This window comes from Kitasatospora sp. NPDC018619, assembly GCF_044391605.1.
Classification (GTDB): Bacteria; Actinomycetota; Actinomycetes; order Streptomycetales; family Streptomycetaceae; genus Kitasatospora.
The window spans coordinates 121130-138292 of the sequence record NZ_JBISAI010000007.1 but is presented as its reverse complement, the minus strand read 5'-3'; the positions used below and the strand labels follow the sequence as shown (position 1 = coordinate 138292).

At 75.5% G+C, this 17163-nt stretch carries 17 protein-coding genes; 9 read left to right on the top strand and 8 right to left on the bottom strand.

What is annotated here, in order from left to right; all coding sequences use genetic code 11:
* The first annotated feature begins 140 nt into the window (after positions 1 to 140).
* Both pruA and ACH5AR_RS13260 read left to right on the top strand, forming a co-directional pair.
* On the top strand, positions 141 to 1769 hold the full coding sequence (gene pruA, locus ACH5AR_RS13265) for an L-glutamate gamma-semialdehyde dehydrogenase (RefSeq protein ID WP_396301488.1): 1629 nt from the start codon (positions 141 to 143) through the stop codon (positions 1767 to 1769).
* Positions 1770 to 1934: 165 nt separating this feature from the next.
* Positions 1935 to 2864: a proline dehydrogenase family protein gene (locus ACH5AR_RS13260; RefSeq protein ID WP_396301487.1), complete on the top strand. Its 930-nt coding sequence runs from the start codon at positions 1935 to 1937 to the stop codon at positions 2862 to 2864.
* Positions 2865 to 2930: 66 nt separating this feature from the next.
* Here ACH5AR_RS13260 and ACH5AR_RS13255 read toward each other — a convergent pair whose 3' ends face one another.
* On the bottom strand, positions 2931 to 3524 hold the full coding sequence (locus ACH5AR_RS13255) for a Uma2 family endonuclease (RefSeq protein WP_396301486.1): 594 nt from the start codon (positions 3522 to 3524) through the stop codon (positions 2931 to 2933).
* Between the two features lie 147 nt (positions 3525 to 3671).
* Here ACH5AR_RS13255 and ACH5AR_RS13250 point away from each other — a divergent pair, with 147 nt between their 5' ends.
* Entirely contained in the window at positions 3672 to 4364 is a 693-nt protein-coding gene (locus ACH5AR_RS13250; RefSeq protein ID WP_396301485.1) for an RraA family protein, read from the top strand.
* A 5-nt stretch (positions 4365 to 4369) separates the two neighbouring features.
* Here the strand turns inward: ACH5AR_RS13250 and ACH5AR_RS13245 are convergent, their stop codons facing one another.
* The 4 genes from ACH5AR_RS13245 to ACH5AR_RS13230 form a co-directional block, all read right to left on the bottom strand.
* Entirely contained in the window at positions 4370 to 4858 is a 489-nt protein-coding gene (locus ACH5AR_RS13245) for a GNAT family N-acetyltransferase (RefSeq protein WP_396301667.1), read from the bottom strand.
* Between the two features lie 106 nt (positions 4859 to 4964).
* Positions 4965 to 5930, bottom strand: coding sequence for an SGNH/GDSL hydrolase family protein (locus ACH5AR_RS13240; RefSeq protein ID WP_396301484.1), 966 nt, complete (start codon positions 5928 to 5930; stop codon positions 4965 to 4967).
* A 125-nt stretch (positions 5931 to 6055) separates the two neighbouring features.
* Positions 6056 to 7387, bottom strand: a complete 1332-nt coding sequence (locus tag ACH5AR_RS13235; protein ID WP_396301666.1) for a TerD family protein — start codon at positions 7385 to 7387, stop codon at positions 6056 to 6058.
* 193 nt (positions 7388 to 7580) lie between these two features.
* Positions 7581 to 8834 carry a hypothetical protein gene (locus tag ACH5AR_RS13230; RefSeq protein ID WP_396301483.1) on the bottom strand — a complete coding sequence of 418 codons (1254 nt, stop codon included), beginning with the start codon at positions 8832 to 8834 and terminating at the stop codon, positions 7581 to 7583.
* Positions 8835 to 9165: 331 nt separating this feature from the next.
* Between ACH5AR_RS13230 and ACH5AR_RS13225 the strand changes: the two genes are divergently transcribed.
* Entirely contained in the window at positions 9166 to 9666 is a 501-nt protein-coding gene (locus ACH5AR_RS13225; RefSeq protein ID WP_396301482.1) for an SsgA family sporulation/cell division regulator, read from the top strand.
* Between the two features lie 33 nt (positions 9667 to 9699).
* Here the strand turns inward: ACH5AR_RS13225 and ACH5AR_RS13220 are convergent, their stop codons facing one another.
* From ACH5AR_RS13220 to ACH5AR_RS13210, 3 genes are all read right to left on the bottom strand, one after another.
* Entirely contained in the window at positions 9700 to 11133 is a 1434-nt protein-coding gene (locus tag ACH5AR_RS13220) for a GAF domain-containing protein (protein ID WP_396301481.1), read from the bottom strand.
* 205 nt (positions 11134 to 11338) lie between these two features.
* A complete protein-coding gene (locus tag ACH5AR_RS13215) occupies positions 11339 to 12559 on the bottom strand; it encodes a M48 family metalloprotease (protein ID WP_396301480.1) in 1221 nt (406 codons plus the stop codon).
* Positions 12556 to 12960 (bottom strand): BlaI/MecI/CopY family transcriptional regulator, encoded by a 405-nt coding sequence (locus tag ACH5AR_RS13210; protein WP_396301479.1) that lies wholly within the window; start codon positions 12958 to 12960, stop codon positions 12556 to 12558. The genes ACH5AR_RS13215 and ACH5AR_RS13210 overlap by 4 nt, the downstream gene beginning before the upstream one ends.
* Positions 12961 to 13076: 116 nt before the next feature.
* Here ACH5AR_RS13210 and ACH5AR_RS13205 point away from each other — a divergent pair, with 116 nt between their 5' ends.
* The 5 genes from ACH5AR_RS13205 to ACH5AR_RS13185 all read left to right on the top strand — a co-directional run bounded on the left by ACH5AR_RS13205 (position 13077) and on the right by ACH5AR_RS13185 (position 17027).
* The gene (locus ACH5AR_RS13205; protein WP_396301478.1) at positions 13077 to 13745 is read left to right on the top strand and encodes a DedA family protein; all 669 of its coding nucleotides are present in this window, start codon (positions 13077 to 13079) and stop codon (positions 13743 to 13745) included.
* Positions 13745 to 14398: a phosphatase PAP2 family protein gene (locus tag ACH5AR_RS13200; RefSeq protein WP_396301477.1), complete on the top strand. Its 654-nt coding sequence runs from the start codon at positions 13745 to 13747 to the stop codon at positions 14396 to 14398. The genes ACH5AR_RS13205 and ACH5AR_RS13200 overlap by 1 nt, the downstream gene beginning before the upstream one ends.
* 189 nt (positions 14399 to 14587) lie before the next feature.
* The gene (locus ACH5AR_RS13195; RefSeq protein ID WP_396301476.1) at positions 14588 to 15103 is read left to right on the top strand and encodes a pyridoxamine 5'-phosphate oxidase family protein; all 516 of its coding nucleotides are present in this window, start codon (positions 14588 to 14590) and stop codon (positions 15101 to 15103) included.
* Positions 15104 to 15219: 116 nt separating this feature from the next.
* The gene (locus tag ACH5AR_RS13190; RefSeq protein WP_396301475.1) at positions 15220 to 16341 is read left to right on the top strand and encodes a TIGR03364 family FAD-dependent oxidoreductase; all 1122 of its coding nucleotides are present in this window, start codon (positions 15220 to 15222) and stop codon (positions 16339 to 16341) included.
* Between the two features lie 44 nt (positions 16342 to 16385).
* Positions 16386 to 17027 carry a phosphonatase-like hydrolase gene (locus ACH5AR_RS13185; protein ID WP_396301665.1) on the top strand — a complete coding sequence of 214 codons (642 nt, stop codon included), beginning with the start codon at positions 16386 to 16388 and terminating at the stop codon, positions 17025 to 17027.
* Positions 17028 to 17163 lie beyond the last annotated feature (136 nt).

The following is a 17163-nucleotide window of genomic DNA, read 5'->3' as shown; positions in this document are numbered from 1 at the left end:
GCCGGACAACGCCGTACGGGGGAATTTAGCCGCGCGGCCAATCATGTGGCCCGGTGGCCAGGAATAGCGTTCGTGCTGTGGTCGGCGTGCAACCCGCGCCGGCAATCCCCCCGCAATGAACGAAGGAGAGCGTGCGCTCTATGGACGCTGTGACCCAGGTCCCCGCGCCGGTGAACGAGCCGGTCCACAGCTACGCCCCCGGGAGCCCGGAACGGGCCCGTCTGGAGGCCAAGCTGAAGGAGCTGGGCGGCCAGGAGCCGGTCCAGCTGACCATGACGATCAACGGTGAGCGCCGGATGGGCGGCGGCACCGAGATCCACGTCGTCCAGCCGCACAACCACGCGGCTCGGCTCGGCACCCTGCGCAACGCCACCCAGGCCGACGCGCAGGACGCCATCGACGCTGCCCTGGCCGCTGCCCCGGCCTGGCAGGCGCTCTCCTTCGACTCCCGCGCCGCGATCTTCCTCAAGGCCGCCGACCTGCTGGCCGGCCCCTGGCGCGAGACCCTGGCCGCCGCCACCATGCTCGGCCAGTCCAAGACCGCCCAGCAGGCCGAGATCGACACCCCCTGCGAGCTGGTCGACTTCCTGCGCTTCAACGTGCACTTCGCCCGCCAGATCATGGCCGAGCAGCCGATCTCCTCGGACGGCGTGTGGAACCGCAGCGACCACCGCCCGCTGGAGGGCTTCGTCTACGCGATCACCCCGTTCAACTTCACCGCGATCGCCGGCAACCTGCCGACCGCGCCCGCGCTGATGGGCAACGTGGTGCTGTGGAAGCCGTCCCCGACCCAGCAGTACTCCGCGCACCTGCTGATGCAGCTGCTGGAGGAGGCCGGCCTGCCCAAGGGCGTCATCAACATGGTGACCGGCGACGGCCTGGCCGTCTCCGAGGTCGCGCTCAAGCACCCCGCGCTGGCCGGCATCCACTTCACCGGCTCCACCGCCACCTTCCAGCACCTGTGGCGCGAGGTCGGCAACAACATCTCCGGCTACCGCACCTACCCGCGGATCGTCGGCGAGACCGGCGGCAAGGACTTCCTGGTCGCCCACCCGTCCGCCGACCCGAAGGTCCTCAAGACCGCGATGACCCGCGGCGCCTTCGAGTTCCAGGGCCAGAAGTGCTCGGCGCTGTCGCGGGCCTACGTCCCGGCGTCGATCTGGGCCGGCCTCAAGGACGAGTTCGCCGCCGAGGTCGAGGGCCTCACCATGGGCGACGTCACCGACCTGTCCAACTTCATGTCGGCCGTCATCGACGAGCGCTCCTTCGCGAAGAACAAGGCCGCGATCGACCGCGCCCAGGCCGACCCGCAGGTCGAGGTCCTGGCCGGCGGCACCTACGACGACTCGGTCGGCTACTTCGTCCGCCCGACCGTCCTGGTCTGCCAGGACCCGTCCAGCGAGTACTTCAAGGACGAGTACTTCGGCCCGATCCTGGCCGTGTACGTCTACGAGGACGAGAAGTACGAGGAGATGCTGGCGCAGATGGAGTCGGTGTCGGCCTACGGCCTGACCGGCTCGATCATCTCCCAGGACCGCGCCGCGGCCCAGGACGCGATGCACAAGCTGCGCTTCGCGGCCGGCAACTTCTACATCAACGACAAGCCGACCGGCGCCGTCGTCGGCCAGCAGCCCTTCGGCGGCGGCCGGGCCTCGGGCACCAACGACAAGGCCGGCGCCAAGCAGAACCTGGCGCGCTGGACCTCGACCCGCTCGATCAAGGAGACCTTCGTCCCGCCGACGGACTACCGCTACCCGCACATGGGCTGACCAGCCCCGTGCCCGTGATCGCACGGCTCCTCCCGTAGCCACCGGTCACCGGCGACGCCCGGTCCCGCAGCCGGGCGCCGCCCCGCCGGGGCGGCGGCCACCCACCCCCGTACCGCCGCCCCGGCCCTCCTGCCACCCTTGGAAACACCAGCTCCAGGAGTCACGATGCTCCGTTCCGCCCTTCTCGCGGCCTCCCGGTCCCCGCAGGTCCGCACCGTGGTCGAGAAGTTCCCGCCGACCCACGCGATAGTCGAGCGCTTCGTCGCCGGCGACGTCCTCGACGACGCCGTCACCGCCACCGACGACCTGATCGCCACCGGTCGCAAGGTCACCCTCGACCACCTCGGCGAGGACACCCAGGACGCGGCCCAGGCCGCCGGCACCGCCGAGGCCTACGAGCACCTGCTCAAGGCCCTCAAGGAGACCGGCCTCGCGGCCGGCGCCGAGGTCTCGGTCAAGCTGTCGGCCGTCGGCCAGTTCCTCCCGGTGGACGGCGAGAAGATCGCGCTGGAGAACGCCCGCCGCATCTGCGAGGCCGCCGCCGACGCGGGCACCACGGTGACCCTCGACATGGAGGACCACACCACCACCGACTCCACCCTCGCCATCGCGCGGGAGCTGCGGGCGGACTTCCCCTGGCTGGGCGTCGTGCTCCAGGCCTACCTGCGCCGCACCGAGGCCGACTGCCGCGACCTGTCCGGCGCGGGCTCGCGCGTGCGGATCTGCAAGGGCGCCTACAAGGAGCCCGAGTCGGTCGCCTTCCAGGGCAAGCACGAGGTCGACCTCGCGTACGTCCGGGCCCTGAAGGTCCTGATGGCGGGCGAGGGCTACCCGATGGTCGCCTCGCACGACCCGAACATGATCAAGATCGCCGGCCAGCTGGCCCAGTGGAACGGCCGCAAGCGGGACTCCTTCGAGTACCAGATGCTGTTCGGCATCCGCCCCGAGGAGCAGCTGCGCCTCGCCGGCGAGGGCAACACGATGCGGGTCTACCTCCCGTACGGCCAGGAGTGGTACGGCTACTTCATGCGCCGCCTCGCCGAGCGCCCGGCCAACCTGGCCTTCTTCCTGCGCGCCATGGCCACCCGCGGCTGACCCGGCGCCCACGGACCACGGCCCGCACCCCTGACGGGGGGTGCGGGCCGTCGCGCGTTCCGGGCGCTAGAGGAAGGGCTTCGTGTCGAGGTCGAAGCCGAACGGTTCGGGCAGGGCGAGCGGTTCACCGAAGGCGGCCAGGTGGACCTCGGTGTACTCCTCGCGGTGCGGCTTGCCGAAGAGGCTGACCTGGGACTTGTCACGGTCGACGAGGAGGTACAGGGGGATGCCGGCCCGGGCGTAGCAGTGCCGCTTGGTGATCCGGTCCTGATCGGGCTTGGTGGACGTGATCTCGGCGACCATGGCCACGCCGTCCGGTTCCATCCAGGACGGGGCGCCTCGGAAGAGGCGGAGTGCCTCGGGCGCGAACGTGACGTCCGGGATGACGTGGTTCTTCGGGCAGAGACCGCCACTCACGAGACGCAGGCCCTTGCCGCCGGAGACACTCATGTCGGTCTTGGAACGCCGGATCACCTGCTTGAGCACGTGATTGATGTAGTCCTCGTGATCGCCGTCCGGCGGTGGTGCCACGATGATCTCTCCCTCGATGAGCTCGGCTCGGAAGCCTTCGGGGGAGTGCAGGCTCAGGAAGCTCTCCAGCAGGATGTCGGCCTGCGATGGGGAGCCCGTGATCGGTTGCTCATGCGCCACAGCACTCATGATGCCCCTCCTTCAGAGGACCGTCACGCTATTCGCTGATCAGGGGTGCTGTGCCGTATACGGCGGACTTTCACTCGATGGTGTGAGTTTAAGGCCCGGCATAGGATCCTGACCTGCTGAACTGGGCTGTTGGCGAGAGGAGTTGGGATGCTGAGGGAATTCGCGGAACTGTCCACGCCGTTGGTGGCGGACGCCTGCGTGCGGCTCGGGGTGGGGCTGCGGGTGGCGCCGACCGGGGTGGGCGCGGTGGTCGCGGGGAGCCGGGTCGCGGGGCGGGTGCTGCCGGTGCGGCACTACGGGAGCGTGGACGTCTTCCTGGAGGCGTACGGGGCGGCCCGGGACGGGGACGTGCTGGTGGTCGACAACGGCGGGCGGACGGACGAGGCCTGCATCGGGGACCTCGCCGTGCTGGAGGCGCGGGCCGCCGGGGTGGCCGGGATCGTGGTGTGGGGGCTGCATCGGGACACCCCCGAGCTGCGGGAGATCGGGCTGCCGGTGTTCAGCTACGGGGCGCTGCCGCTCGGCCCGGTGCGGCTGGACGGCCGGGAGCCGGAGGCGCTGCTGACGGCGAAGTTCGGACCGCACCCGGTGAGTGCCGAGGACGTGGTGTTCGCCGACCCGGACGGCGTGCTGTTCGTGCCCGGCGAGCGGGTCGCCGAGGTGCTGGAGACGGCCGGCTCGATCGCCCGGACCGAGCGCGCGCAGGCCGGGCGGATCGCGGCCGGGGACACGCTGCGCCGGCAGACCGCCTTCGACGAGTACCTGGAGCGGCGCGCCGCCGACCCGGGGTACAGCTTCCGGCAGCACCTGCGGCGGATCGGCGGGGCGATCGAGGAGTAGGACGGCTACAGCGGCCGGTGCATCACGTGCAGGCCGACGTAGCCGTCCACCGGGTGGCGGAAGGCCTCGGGGACGGTGCCGACGATCGCGAAGCCGAGCGACTCGTAGAGCCTCACGGCGTGGTGGTTGGTGGCGACCACCGCGTTGAACTGCATGGCGCGGTAGCCGCTGCGGCGGGCCCAGTCGAGGGAGTGCTCGACCAGGGCCCGCCCGATGCCCCGGCCGTGGTGGGCCGGGTCGACCAGGTAGGTGGCGCTGGCCACGTGCGAGCCGTTGCCGGGGCGGTTGCGGGTCATGTTGGCGGTGCCGAGGATCCGCCCGTCCTCGGCCACCGCGACCACGGTGCGGTTCGGGGCGGGGAGCATCCACCACTCCCGGCCCAGGTCCGAGTCCATGTCCAGGGGGTAGGGGAGGGTCTCGCCGGCGGCGACGACGGTGCGGAAGAACGGCCAGACGGCCGGCCAGTCCTCGGGGAGGGCGTCACGGATCTCGATGGGCATCGGACCAGGATGGGGCCCGAGGCGTGCACGGACCACCGGTTTTCGGCGTGTGCCGCGACCGGGGGAGGGGCCGGGGGCCGACGGGACGGGCCGTCACGGGTCAGCCGCCGAGGAGGGCGTTCTCGACCAGGGCCGCGGTGTGGGCCTGGCCGGCGGCGTTGGGGTGCACCACGGCGTACTCGAGGGGCAGGACGCTGGTCAGGACACCGTCCAGCCAGTGGTCGGCGTCGCAGACGCTGTGGCCGGCGCTGGCGGGGTAGAGGTCCACGAAGGTGTCGCCGTGGGCGGCGGTGGCCCGGGCGACGAGCGCGTTGAGCGGCTCCACGATCGCGGTGCGGGCCCAGCGGAGGTCGCCGGTGGTGAAGGTGGCGAACTGCAGGGGGTTGCCGTACTGGCAGAGCTCGGCGGTCTCGGGGAAGAGGTGCGGGTAGCCGACGGTGACGACCCGGGCGGACGGCGCCTTGGCGTGCAGGGCGTTCAGCACCCGGTCGTAGCTGTTGCGCAGCCGGGCGAAGCGGTCGGGCAGGGTGGCGTCGAACTTGTCCTTGCAGGGCGTGCCCTGGCCGAGCTGGAGGGCGCCGAGCTCGATGCAGCTCTTGAGGATCTCGGCGAAGCCGAGGTCGTTGCCGCCGATGCCGAGGGTGACCAGGCCGGTGGCCGGGTCGACGGCGTCGATCTGCGGCGGGACGGCCGGGTAGGGGCCGTTCGGGTCGGTGCCGAGCGGGGGGAGCGGGCGGCCGAGCGGGGCCTGGGAGCTCGTGTCGACGCCGTCGGTGGTGGCGCCGCTGCAACTGGCGTTGCGCAGGTCGACCAGGGAGCCGAGGTCGCGGCGGATGACCTCGGGGTAGGAGCCGACGGTGCGGGCGCAGCCGTCGCGGGGCGCGGTCTCGGCGCCGGTGGCCTCGATGACCCCGGCGGTGTAGGAGTCGCCGAGGGCCGTCCAGCGCAGGGTGCCGGTGCGGTCGCCCGGGCGGGTGGCGGCGTGGGCGGCGGTCGGGGTGATCAGCCCGGCGGCGAGCACGGTGGCGGTGCCGGCGACGGCGAGGCGGGACAGGAAGCGTGGCACGGCTCTCCTCCTCGGGGTGCGGGTGGAGAGTGAGGTTCACCCCCCTGAGAGTCAATCGAGCCGCTTCGTGGACGACTTGATGCCTCAGGAGGGTGATTCCGTGGGCGTGAAGGTGACGCCGGGGGTCAGAGCGTCGCGGCGGCGGGCTCGACCATCGCCCGCGCGGTCTTGCCGTCGACGTACTCGCCGAGTGCCGTCATCTCCCAGACTCCGCCCGGCTCGCGGACCAGCTTGCACATCATCACCCCGGTGCGGGCCTCGGAGTTGGTGAGGTCGAAGCGGACCAGTTCCTCCTCCGTCCGGGCGTCCAGCAGGCGGCAGTAGGCGTCGCGGACGTCGGTGAACTTCTGGCCGGAGAAGGAGTTGACGACGAAGACCAGCGCGTGGACCTCGGCCGGCAGGCCCTCCAGGTGGACGGTGATCACCTCGTCGTCGCCGCCCTCGCCGCCGACCAGGTTGTCGCCGGAGTGGGAGATCGCGCCGTTGAAGACGTTCAGCTTCATGAACCAGGCCGTCTCCAGCCGCCGGTGCCGGGCGTCGAAGGCGAGGCAGGAGGCGTCCAGGTCGATGTCGCGGCCGCGGGCGGCGGACTTCCAGCCGAGGGCCATCCGGACGGAGGAGAGGAACGGGCGGCCGTTCTTGACCAGGGAGACCGAGCTGCCCTTGACCAGGTTGACCCGGCCCTTGTCCAGGGTCACCTTGGCGGGGGCGGCCGGAGCGGCCGGGGCCTGGGCAGCCGGGGCCGGGGCCGCGGCGGTGGTGGGCTGGCCGGCGGCGAGCGCGATCCGGGGGTCGACCGGGGCGGCCGGCGGGGTGGGGGGCGCGGGCGGGGCGGCCGGCGGGACGGGGGGCGCGGGCGGTACAGGCGGCGCGGGCGGTACAGGCGGCGGGGCCGGGAGGTGGACGGTCCGGTCCGCCGGGGCCGGGGTGGCCGCGGAGGGCGTGGCCGGGTTGGGGGCCGGGGAGTCGTCGACGGTGACGCCGAAGTCGGTGGCGATGCCCGCGAGGCCGTCGGCGTAGCCCTGGCCGACCGCGCGCACCTTCCAGGCGTCGCCCCGCCGGTAGACCTCGACCACGATGAGCGCGGTCTCCAGGCCCAGCCGGGGCGGGGTGAAGGTGACCAGCACCTCGCCGGTGTCGGTGTCGCGGACGGTGGCGGTGGGCTCCGTTCCGGCGAAGGTGGAGACCTGGTCGGCGGGGCTCGCGGTGACCACGATCTTGGTGATGCCGGCCGGCACGGCCCGGGTGTCGACGGTGATCGCGTCGGGGGCGCCCGCGGTGGCCGGGCGGTGGCTGACGCCGGGGCCGTGCGGGGCGTTGAAGAAGACGAAGTCGTCGTCCGTGCGGACCTTCCCGGCTTCGGTCAGCAACAGGCCGGAGACGTCCAGCGCCTTGGGCGCGGTGACCTCGACGGTCACTCGCGCGGCGGTCAGCGGTGCGTTGCCGCCTTGGGTCAGGACGGTGGACACGGACTCCTCCTCGGGTGCGGAACGACGGCCCGGCCGGGCCGTCGGGGGCGCCGGGCCGGGTGCTGCCCACAGTAACGAACGGGGGTGCGGGGACGCGCCCCTCGGGCGGGCCCGGCTGCCGGCCCGTCGGACGGGTACGGCAGGCGGGGCGGACGGCCGCCGTACCCCGGCCGACGGCCGGTCAGCGTGCCGCGAAGGCCGGGGCGGTGGCGGCGGTGGTGGCTGGCGCCGACCGCGGCGACGCGGGCCCCGGCGCGGTCAGCGGTGCGCCGGCCGCCGAGGGCTCGGCGGGGACGGCCGGCAGCGGGCAGAAGCCGCCGAGCGCGGCGACCGCGCGGGGGCGGTCGAGGGCGAAGGCCGAGACGCTCCAGCTCTCCGCCGGGGCGGGCTTGCGCGCCGCGGACGGGTCGGCCGCCGGACGGACGCCGCGGACGCCGAAGGTGTAGTGGCCGGGGCGCACGTCGGTGCCGGGCGGGGTGGTGAAGCGGTAGACGAGGGTCCCGCGCTCCTGCTGGACGGTCACCACGGCGCCGGGCAGGTCGGTCCAGGCGCTGCCGGGGCCGGCGGCCGACTCGCCCGGGACGAGCCGGAACTCGGCCTGGAACGCGGTGACCGGCTCGGTCGTCGCGAGGGCCAGCCGGTGGCGCAGGCCGTCGCGGCCCAGCGGCGAGACCCCGCCGGAGCCGGCGAGCGCGCGGTCGGTGTCCGCGCTGTCGTCCGCGCCGTCCGCGTCGTCCGCCTGGTCGGTGTCGGGGGAGACGTCGGTGGCGTCGTCGGGGTCCGGGAGGGCCGCGGGGGGCGGCACCGGGCGGCCCGGTCCGTCCGCCCCCAGCCCGGGGGTGTTCGGCGACTGCCCGGTGGCGGCCGTCCCGTAGCCGGGCTGCTTGGCGGACGCGGGCCGGCCGGAGCCGGACGGGGAGGGCGAGGGGCCGGCCGGGGCCGGGACACCGGCCTCGGTGCCGGCGAGCTGGGTGCCGGGGGCCGGGGCGTCCCGGCCGGCCGAGGCCTGGCCGCCGGTCTGCGGCACGCCCGGGCCCGGGGGCCGGGGAGCGGGCGGAGTGGCGGCGACGGTCGGGTGCGCCGGGCGGTGCACGGAGGGGTGCGCCGAGGGCCGCCCCGCGGCGGGGGCGGACGACGGTTCGTCGGTCGGGGTCCGCGTGGAGACCGCCTCGGCCTCGTCTGTGGCGTCCGTGGTGGGCGGCGGGGTGGTGCCGACCCGGGCGACGCCGGCCCGGCGGCCGATCCCCTGCTGCTCGTTGAGCAGCAGGGTGGTGGCGATGCTGATGCCGACCACGGTGGACATCGCCATCGCGGCGCCGGAGAAGCGCAGGGTGGGCAGCCGCAACCGGCCGCCGAACGGGCGCGGCCGCCCGTGCCGCCCCTGCCGTGCGGGCTCGTAGCGCTCGTCCCGCCCGGTGTCCTCGCGCACAGCCACCGGACCCCTCCCTCCCCGAAGCCGCCGTCGCGTCGCCGTATTCTCCCACGCGCCGCCGCCGGGCCCGGCTCCGGCCGTGGCGGGCCGGTCCCGCGCGGGCCCGCACGGGGAGAAGAGGGGAGAGCCTACCAGCGGGCGACCGCATGCCGGCCGGCTGCCATCCACGTCGTGGACATCCGCCAGCCACGCGGAAGTTGACGTTCCGTCCGACTGGCGCGGCAGGGGGCGGTTGTCCTGGACGGGGGCTGTTGCAACCCCCTTGCAACCCTTGCCCGGCATACCGGGGGTGGCGCACGCTGAGGGCATCCCACGCCGTCCCGGAGAGACCGTCATGCCGCCCGACCCGCTGTCCGCAGCCTCAAGTGCACCCCTCGCCGCCACCCCCACGGGCGGCGATGGGGACGGCTCCACCGCCGCTCCGGCGGCGGTGGAGGAGGTGCTGACCCTGCGGATCTCGCTGGGCGAGGACATGGTCGGCGAGGTGCGCACCCGCTTCCGGTTCACGGCCGCGCGCCCGTACGAGGTGCTGCTGACCTTCCATCTGGGACGGCCGGACGAGGCCGACTGGGTGTTCTCGCGCGAGCTGCTGCGCGACGGCCTGCGCGCGCTCAGCGGCCAGGGCGACGTCAAACTGTGGCCGGCGTACTGCCCCTGCCACGGCTCGACGTTGCACCTGGCGCTCGAATCCCCGCACGGCAGCGCGCTGCTGGAGGCCTCCAAGCCGCGGGTGCAGGCCTGGCTGGACCGCACCTACGCGCTGGTCTCCGAGGACCAGGAGCGCCGCTGCGGCCCCACCGACGCCGAACTGGCCGCGCTGCTCGCCGAGGGCTGAGCGCCCGGCCGGCGCGCCCCGCCCGGACGGCCGTCAGCGGCGCTCCGGCGGCCCGTCCGCGCGCGGCGGCGGGGGCGGCGGAGCCCCGGGCAGCCGAACCGTGCCCGCGGCCAGCGCGGCCCGCAGCCGTCGGACGGCCGGGGCCGAGGAGGCGGGCAGCAGGTCGTACGGGTCCTCGGGCCCCTCCACCGTGACCAGCACCGACTCGGCGATCCGGTACGGCCGGTGGGCCAGCAGCCCGCCGAGGTAGCGGCGCAGCCGGGACAGCTCGGCGCGGACCGTCACCGTCCGGCCCGCGTCGCCGAACAGCGCCTCGGCGAGCTGGGCGGCGGTGCTGCCCTCGCGCCCGGTGGCGAGCAGCAGCAGCAGTTCGGCGTGGCGCGGGCTGAGCGGGTGCGACCAGCTGTCGGCCGCGCCCCGGACGGACAGCTCGGGGCGGTCCGGGCGGCGCAGGTCGAGCCGGAGGTGGGCGCCCTCGGCCTGTTCGGCGCTCACCGTGCCGGAGCCCTCCTCGGGCGGCCGGACCGGGCGCACCAGCCAGCCGTCGGCGAGCGGCTCCAGGGCGCACTCGCCGAGGCCGGGCACCCAGTGCACGCCGGCCGGGTTCCAGCCCTCGCTGGGCACCCGCAGCCGGCTGGGCGGCGGCAGGCCGGCCGCGGCGGCGGTCCAGCCGGCCGCGTCCACCACCAGCGCCGGGCCGCCGACCCGGGCGAGCAGCGGGGCGGCCAGGGCGCGCAGCTGGTGCAGGGCCTCCAGCCGGCGGGCGCGCAGTTCGGTCTCGGCGAGCCGGGCGGCGGTGGCGGCGAGCTGGAGCAGGTAGGGGCGGACGGTGTGCGCCGGGCCGCTCAGGTTGATGGCGCCGACCAGCTGCCCCGTCCCCGGGTCGCGCACCGGTGCGGCCACGCAGGTCCAGGCGTGGTGGCTGCGCAGGTAGTGCTCGGCGGAGTGGACGTGCATCGGGCGACGGGCGCGCAGCGCGACCGCGATGCCGTTGGTGCCGACGCTCTCCTCGATCCAGCGGGCGCCGGTGATGAAGCCGATCCGGTCGGCGCTGCGGCGCAGGCGGCGCTCGCCCTCCTGCCAGAGCACGTGGCCCTCGGCGTCGGCGACGGCCAGCAGCAGCGGGGCGGCGCCGCCCGGCCCCAGCAGGGTCTCCCGGAGCACCGGCAGGACGGCGTCGAGCCCGCTGCTGCGGCGGCGCTGTTCGATTTCGCCGGGGCCGAGCAGGGCGGCGGCGGCGCCGGTGTCGGGGTCGAGTCCGAGGCGGCGCAGCCGGGCCCAGGAGTCGCCGATCTCGGGGCGGGGGTCGAGCAGGCCGGGGCCGCCGGCCTCCTCGGCGAGGGCGGGGGCGGCCAGTTCCCGGGCGGCGGCGTCGGCGAGGGTGCGCTCGTGGACCCTCGCCAGCTCCGCCGCGGTCGGCGGGGTGCGGCGCTCTGGTCGTCGGGACTGCCGTCCGGTCTGCCGCACTCGCCTCGCTCCTCGCCGCCGTTCGAGGACGCGCCGGGGCCGACGCGCTGACGAAAGCGTACGGGGGCGGTGGGCCGCTGGGGACGGGGTCGGGCAAGTCCGCATACCCGGCGGTACGAAACCGCGGGCCGGGCTCCGGCCGTGCCCCCGGGCCCCTGGGGGCCCGGCGGGGAGGGCACTGGGGTGCGGCCGGCAGCGGGCCCGGTCAGCGCCGGGCGGCGGAGCCCTGCTGGGCGGCCTCCACGGTGTGGTGCAGGTCGGCGGTGGCCTCCAGGGCGGTGCCGGCGCTCAGCGCCAGGCAGGCGGCCAGGGCCACGGCGGCGGCCCGCAGCCAGGTGCCGGGGGAGGCGGAGGGGCGAGGGTGGAGCAGCGCGGCGACCCGGCGCGGGACCGGGCCGGAGTGGGCGGCAGCGACCAACCGGGGGCGGGCCGGCCAGGGGGAACGGCTCGCGGCCAGGGCGGCCCGGCCGACCGCGCGGGCGGTGACGGCGCGGTCGCCGACCCGGGCCGCCGCCACCTCGTCGGCCCAGCGCTCCAGGTGGTACCCGAGGGGTGCGCGCAGCGGGCGGAGCGCCGGGTGGACGTCGGCGGCGTGCTCGGCGAGTGCGAGGAAGAGGTGGTGGCGGGCGGTCAGATGGGCCCGTTCGTGGGCGAGCAGGGCGGAGCGCTCGGGGCCGCTGAGGGCGCGCAGCATGCCGGAGGTGACCACGATCCGGCCCGGCTCGCCCGGTCGGCCGGGGCGGCGCAGGCGGCCGGGCAGGGCGAAGGCGTCGGCGCGGTCGTCGTCCAGGACGGTGAGCGGGTGGTCGGCGGGGCGGAGCAGGGCGGCGGGGCGGCGCAGGGCGGTGCGCCAGTGCAGGGCGGTGGGCCGGTGCAGGGCGGTGCGCCAGTGCAGGGCGGTGGGCCGGTGCAGGGCGCTCGGCCAGGCCCAGGGGCGTGACCGGCGCACGGAGGCGCGCGGGAGGCGCATGTCCGGATGCCGGTCAGGGGAGGGGGCGCTGGACGGACGGCGGGCGCCGGGCCGGTCCGTACGGCGCCCGTCGCGCGGCCCCGTGCGGTGGCGGGGGGCCGGGAGCGCGGCCCGGGCGGTGCGCAGCTCGTGCAGCCGCCGGCGGGCGGTGCGCACGGCCAGCGCGGCGAGCGCGAGCAGCGCCAGGGCGGCCAGCGCGGCGGCGAACGGGGCGTCGGGGGCGGCCGCGGTGAGCCAGGGCAGCGAGAGGTGGCCGAGGGCGGCGACCGGCGGGAGCTGGAGCAGCCCGGCGGCGGCCAGCAGGCCGAGTGAGCAGAGGGTGCCGCCGGCCAGGACGGCGGCGCTGCCGGCCAGCAGCCAGGCGGCGGCCCGCGGCGCCAGCGCCTCGGCGAGGCGGCGGGCCAGCGGAGCGGCCAGGAAGGGCAGCACCAGGGGGACCCAGACGGCGAGGATCATCGGCCCGCCGCTCCCGGGGCCTGCGGCCCGGGGCCGCCGTCGCCGAGCAGGTCGCGCAGCAGCTGCTCGTCCTCGGCGGAGAGGTCGGAGACGAAGCGGGCCAGCACGGTGGAGCGGTCGGCCTCGCGGCCGAGCTCGGTGTGCATCCGGCGGGCGGCGAGCCCGGCGGTGTCCTGGACGGTCGGGGTGTAGGCGTAGGCGCGGCCGGCCCGGGTGCGCTCGACCGTGCCCTTGTCGAAGAGCCGGGCCAGGATCGTCGCGATGGTGGTGCGGGCGAGGTCCCCGCCGAGCGCGGCCTGGACGTCCTGCGGCGTCATCGGCTGCCGGGCGGACCACAGGGCGGCGAGCACCTCGGCCTCCAACTCCCCGGCGGGCCGGCGGGCGGACGGTACGTCGGGCATGGCGGCGCTTCCTCCAAGTATCGTCTACAGTCATGTAGACCGTCTACGTAACTGTAGACGGACGGGGCGGGTCCCGGGTGCGGACCGCCCTCCAACGTACGGGAGGTCCGTCGGCCTTGCTCCAGTTCCCCGCCGATCCGGCCGTTCACCTCGCGGTGAACCCGCTGGACGCGTCCTCACTGCTCGCCGCCTTCGGCGCGCTCGGCATCGCCGTGGTGCTGTTCGCCGAGACCGGCCTGCTGGTGGGCTTCTTCCTGCCCGGCGACTCGCTGCTGTTCACCGCCGGACTGCTCTGCGTGCCCGGCGCCACCGGGGGCCCGCAGCTGGAGCTGTGGCAGGTGCTGCCCGCGGCCCTGGCCGGCGCGCTCGGCGGGGCCCAGGTCGGCTACCTCGTCGGCCGGCGCGGCGGCCGGGCGCTGCTGGCCCGGAGCAGGCGCAGGAGCCTGCTGGAGGGCGTGGCGCGGGCCGAGGAACTGCTCGCCCGGTACGGCCACGGCAAGGCGATCGTGCTCGCCCGGTTCATCCCGGTGGTCCGAACGGTGCTGAATCCGCTCTGCGGCGTGCTCGACGTGCCGGTGCGCTCGTTCACCCTCTGGCAGGTGCTCGGAGGCGCGGTCTGGACGGTGGGCGTGGTGCTCGCCGGGTACGGGCTCGGGTCCTCCGTGCCCGGCATCGACGGATACCTGCTGCCGATCATCGGTCTGGTAGTAGTTGTCTCCGTGTTCCCCATTGTTCTCGAACTGTTCCGCGCCCGTAAGGCGCGACGTCACGGAGGTGACACGTGATGTCCTCCCGGGTGCTCGCCGTGTACGACGGCAGCGGAATCGACGGCGGGTTGTACACCCGGGTCAACGGCTGGGCGCAGGCGGCGCCGCACTGGCTGGACGAGCTGGTCAAGGTCTGGTCGGCGCTCGGCCTCGGGCTGTTCGCGGTCTTCATGCTCTACGCCTGGTGGCGGGCGCGCGGCGCGGAGCCGGCCGCGATGGCGCGGGTGCTCGCCTCGCCGGTCGTCGTGGTCGTCGCGTACGCCGTCAACTCGGTGTTCAAGGGCGCGGTCGAGGAGCTGCGGCCGTGCGCGCAGATCCCCGGCAGCGTCGCACTGGAGACCTGCCCGGGCACCGGGGACTGGTCCTTCCCGAGCAACCACTCGGTGATCGCCTTCGCCGCGGCGGCCTCGCTCTGGTTCGTGAACCGGCGGCTCGGCTGGGTGGCGGGCCTGTTCGCGGTGCTGATGGCCGCCTCCCGGGTCTGGGTGGGCGTGCACTACCCGCACGACGTGGCGGTGGGCGCGCTGGTCGGCCTGCTGGTCGCGGTGGTGCTGGCGCCGCTCGCCGGGCGCTGCGGGCCGCTGGTGGACCGGATGCGGGCGGGCGCGCTGCGGCCGCTGCTCGGGCCGGGGCGGTCGCGGCCGCTGGCGCACCACGGCTACTCGGCGTAGCCGCGTCCCGGCGCCTCCTCGCGGGCGCACCGGCCGCGGCCGGGCCGGAGCCGCCCCGCCCCTTGTCCGGTTTCGGACGGCGGGTGGAGCATGTGAGCCGGGCGTGGGGCCTGTCACAAGGGGGCGCCCGCCCGGCTCAGTCGTGCTCGGGCGCGCGGGCGCCGGGCGTGCCAGCGGAGGGAGTGCCGAATGCCGTACCGACTCGACATCACGCAGGGGGACTGGCCGGGCGACCTGCTGTACAAGGGCGTCGAGGGGCTGCTGGCCGAGGCGATGGTGCTCACCCTCGCCACCGCCGGCCACGAGCACGGCCCGCACGCCAACCTGGCCTTCTTCGCGTACGACGAGGACCTCGTCCTCTACTTCGTCAGCGAGCGCTCCACCCGGCACAGCCACCACCTGGCCGAGGAGGCCCGGGCCGCCGCCACCGTCTTCCTGCCGCCGCCGGTCTTCGGCGAGCAGTTGCGCGGGCTCCAGCTGACCGGCAGCGCGGGCGAGGCCTGGGGCCGGCAGGCCGAGGCGGCGCTGGCCGCCTACCAGGGGCGCTACCCGGCCTTCGCGCAGGACGAGGAGGTCCGGCGGCAGTTCCTCACCGGGGGCGGGGCGGCGGCGCTGTACCGGTTCCAGGTGGAGGAGCTGACGGCGGTGGACGAGCCGAACTTCGGGCGGCGCAACTACCTGCGGGCGCGGGTGGTGCGCCCCTGACGTGGGGCCGCGGCAGAGGAGGGACGGTCGGGTTGTCTGTACAACTTCCCGGGTGGTTCATCTGCGGGACGGCAGCCCGACGCCCCGCGGACACCTGGGCGCACCAGCCTGGACGCATGAGAGTCATCGTCGTAGGAGCAGGCGTGCTCGGCAGCATGCACGCCTGGCAGGCAGTCCAGCGCGGCCACGAGGTCGTCCACCTGGAGCGCGAGACCGAGGCCCGCGGCGCCTCGGTGCGCAACTTCGGCCTGGTCTGGGTCAGCGGCCGGGCCCAGGGCGAGGAACTGGACACCGCGCTGCGGGCCCGGGAGCTGTGGGAGTCCATCGGCGCCCGCGTCCCGGACCTCGGCTTCCGCGCCAACGGATCGCTCACCGCCATCCGCACCGAGGCCGAACTCGCCGTCGCCGAGCAGGCCCTGACCCTGCCGGACGCCGCCGCCCGCGGGTACCGGCTGCTCGACCCGGACGAGACCCGCGCCGCCAACCCGGCCCTGCGCGGCAAGCTGCTCGGCGCCCTGTGGTGCGAGCGCGACGCCGCCGTCGAACCGCGCACCGCCCAGCCCGCGCTGCGCGCGTACCTGGAGTCCACCGGCCGGTACACCTTCCTGCCCGGACGCGAGGTGCGCGAGGTCGTCGGCGAGAACGCCGTCCGCGACGACCACGGCGACGTCCACACCGGCGACCTGGTGGTCCTGTGCACCGGCGCCTGGCTCGGCGGCCTGGTCCGCGAACTGGCCCCCGCCCTGCCGGTCCGCCGGGTGCGGCTCCAGATGATGCAGACCGACCCGCTCGGCGAGACCCTCACCACCTCCGTCGCCGACGGCGACAGCTTCCGCTACTACCCCGCCTTCGCCGGCACCGCCCTGGACCGGCTGCGCGAGACCCAGCCGCAGCCGCCCGTCGCCGCCGAGCACCGGATGCAGCTGCTGATGGTCCAGCGCCGCGACGGCGGCCTGACCATCGGCGACACCCACGAGTACGACCAGCCCTTCGGCTTCGACGTCGTCGAGGACCCGTACGACCACCTGGTGGGCGTCGTCGAGGAGCTGCTCGGCCGCCCGGTGCCGAGGATCCGCCGCCGCTGGGCCGGGGTGTACGCGCAGTGCGTCGACTCCACCCGCGTCGTCCACCGCGAGCGCGTGCGCGACGGCGTCTGGCTGGTCACCGGCCCCGGCGGCCGCGGCATGACCTGCTCGCCCGCCATCGCCGAGACCACCGCCGAACTCGCCAACCTGTAAGGAACGTTGTTGTGACTACCGACATCCGCCTGGTCGTGCTCGACATGGCCGGCACCACCGTGGCCGACGACGGCCTGGTCGAGCAGGCCTTCACCGCGGCCGCCGCGAAGCTCGGCGTCGAGGCCGGCAGCCCGGAGTTCGACCCGATGCTGGCCCACGTCCGGGCCACCATGGGCGAGTCCAAGATCTCCGTCTTCCGGCACCTGTTCGGCGAGGAGGAGAAGGCCCGGCTGGCCAACGCCGCCTTCGAGGCCGCCTACGACGACCTGGTCGGCGCCGGCCACTGCGCCGCCCTGCCCGGCGCCGCCGAGGCGATCGCCGAACTGCGCGGCCGGGGCCGTACGGTGGTCCTCACCACCGGGTTCTCCCGGACCACCCAGGACCGCATCCTGGACGCCCTCGGCTGGCAGTCCGTCGCCGACCTCACGCTCTGCCCCGCCGACGCCGGCCGCGGCCGGCCGTACCCCGACATGGTGCTCACCGCGCTGCTGCGCACCGGCACCGACTCCGTGCGCCAGATCGCCGTGGCCGGCGACACCGGCTACGACATGCTGTCCGGCACCCGGGCCGGCGCCTCCGTCGTGGCGGGCGTCCTCACCGGCGCCCACGACGAGGCCCGGCTGCGGGCCGACGGCGCCACCCACGTCCTCGGCTCGATCGCCGAACTGCCCGCACTGCTGGGCTGACCGGCCGCACCGCCCCCGGCCGGGGGGGGCGCCCCCCCCCCCCCCCCCCCCCCCCCGGGGGCGGGGGGGCCCCCCCCCCCCCGCCCCCGCGGCACCGCGCGGCGGACCCCCCCGAGGGCGGGACCCGGCGCTGCGG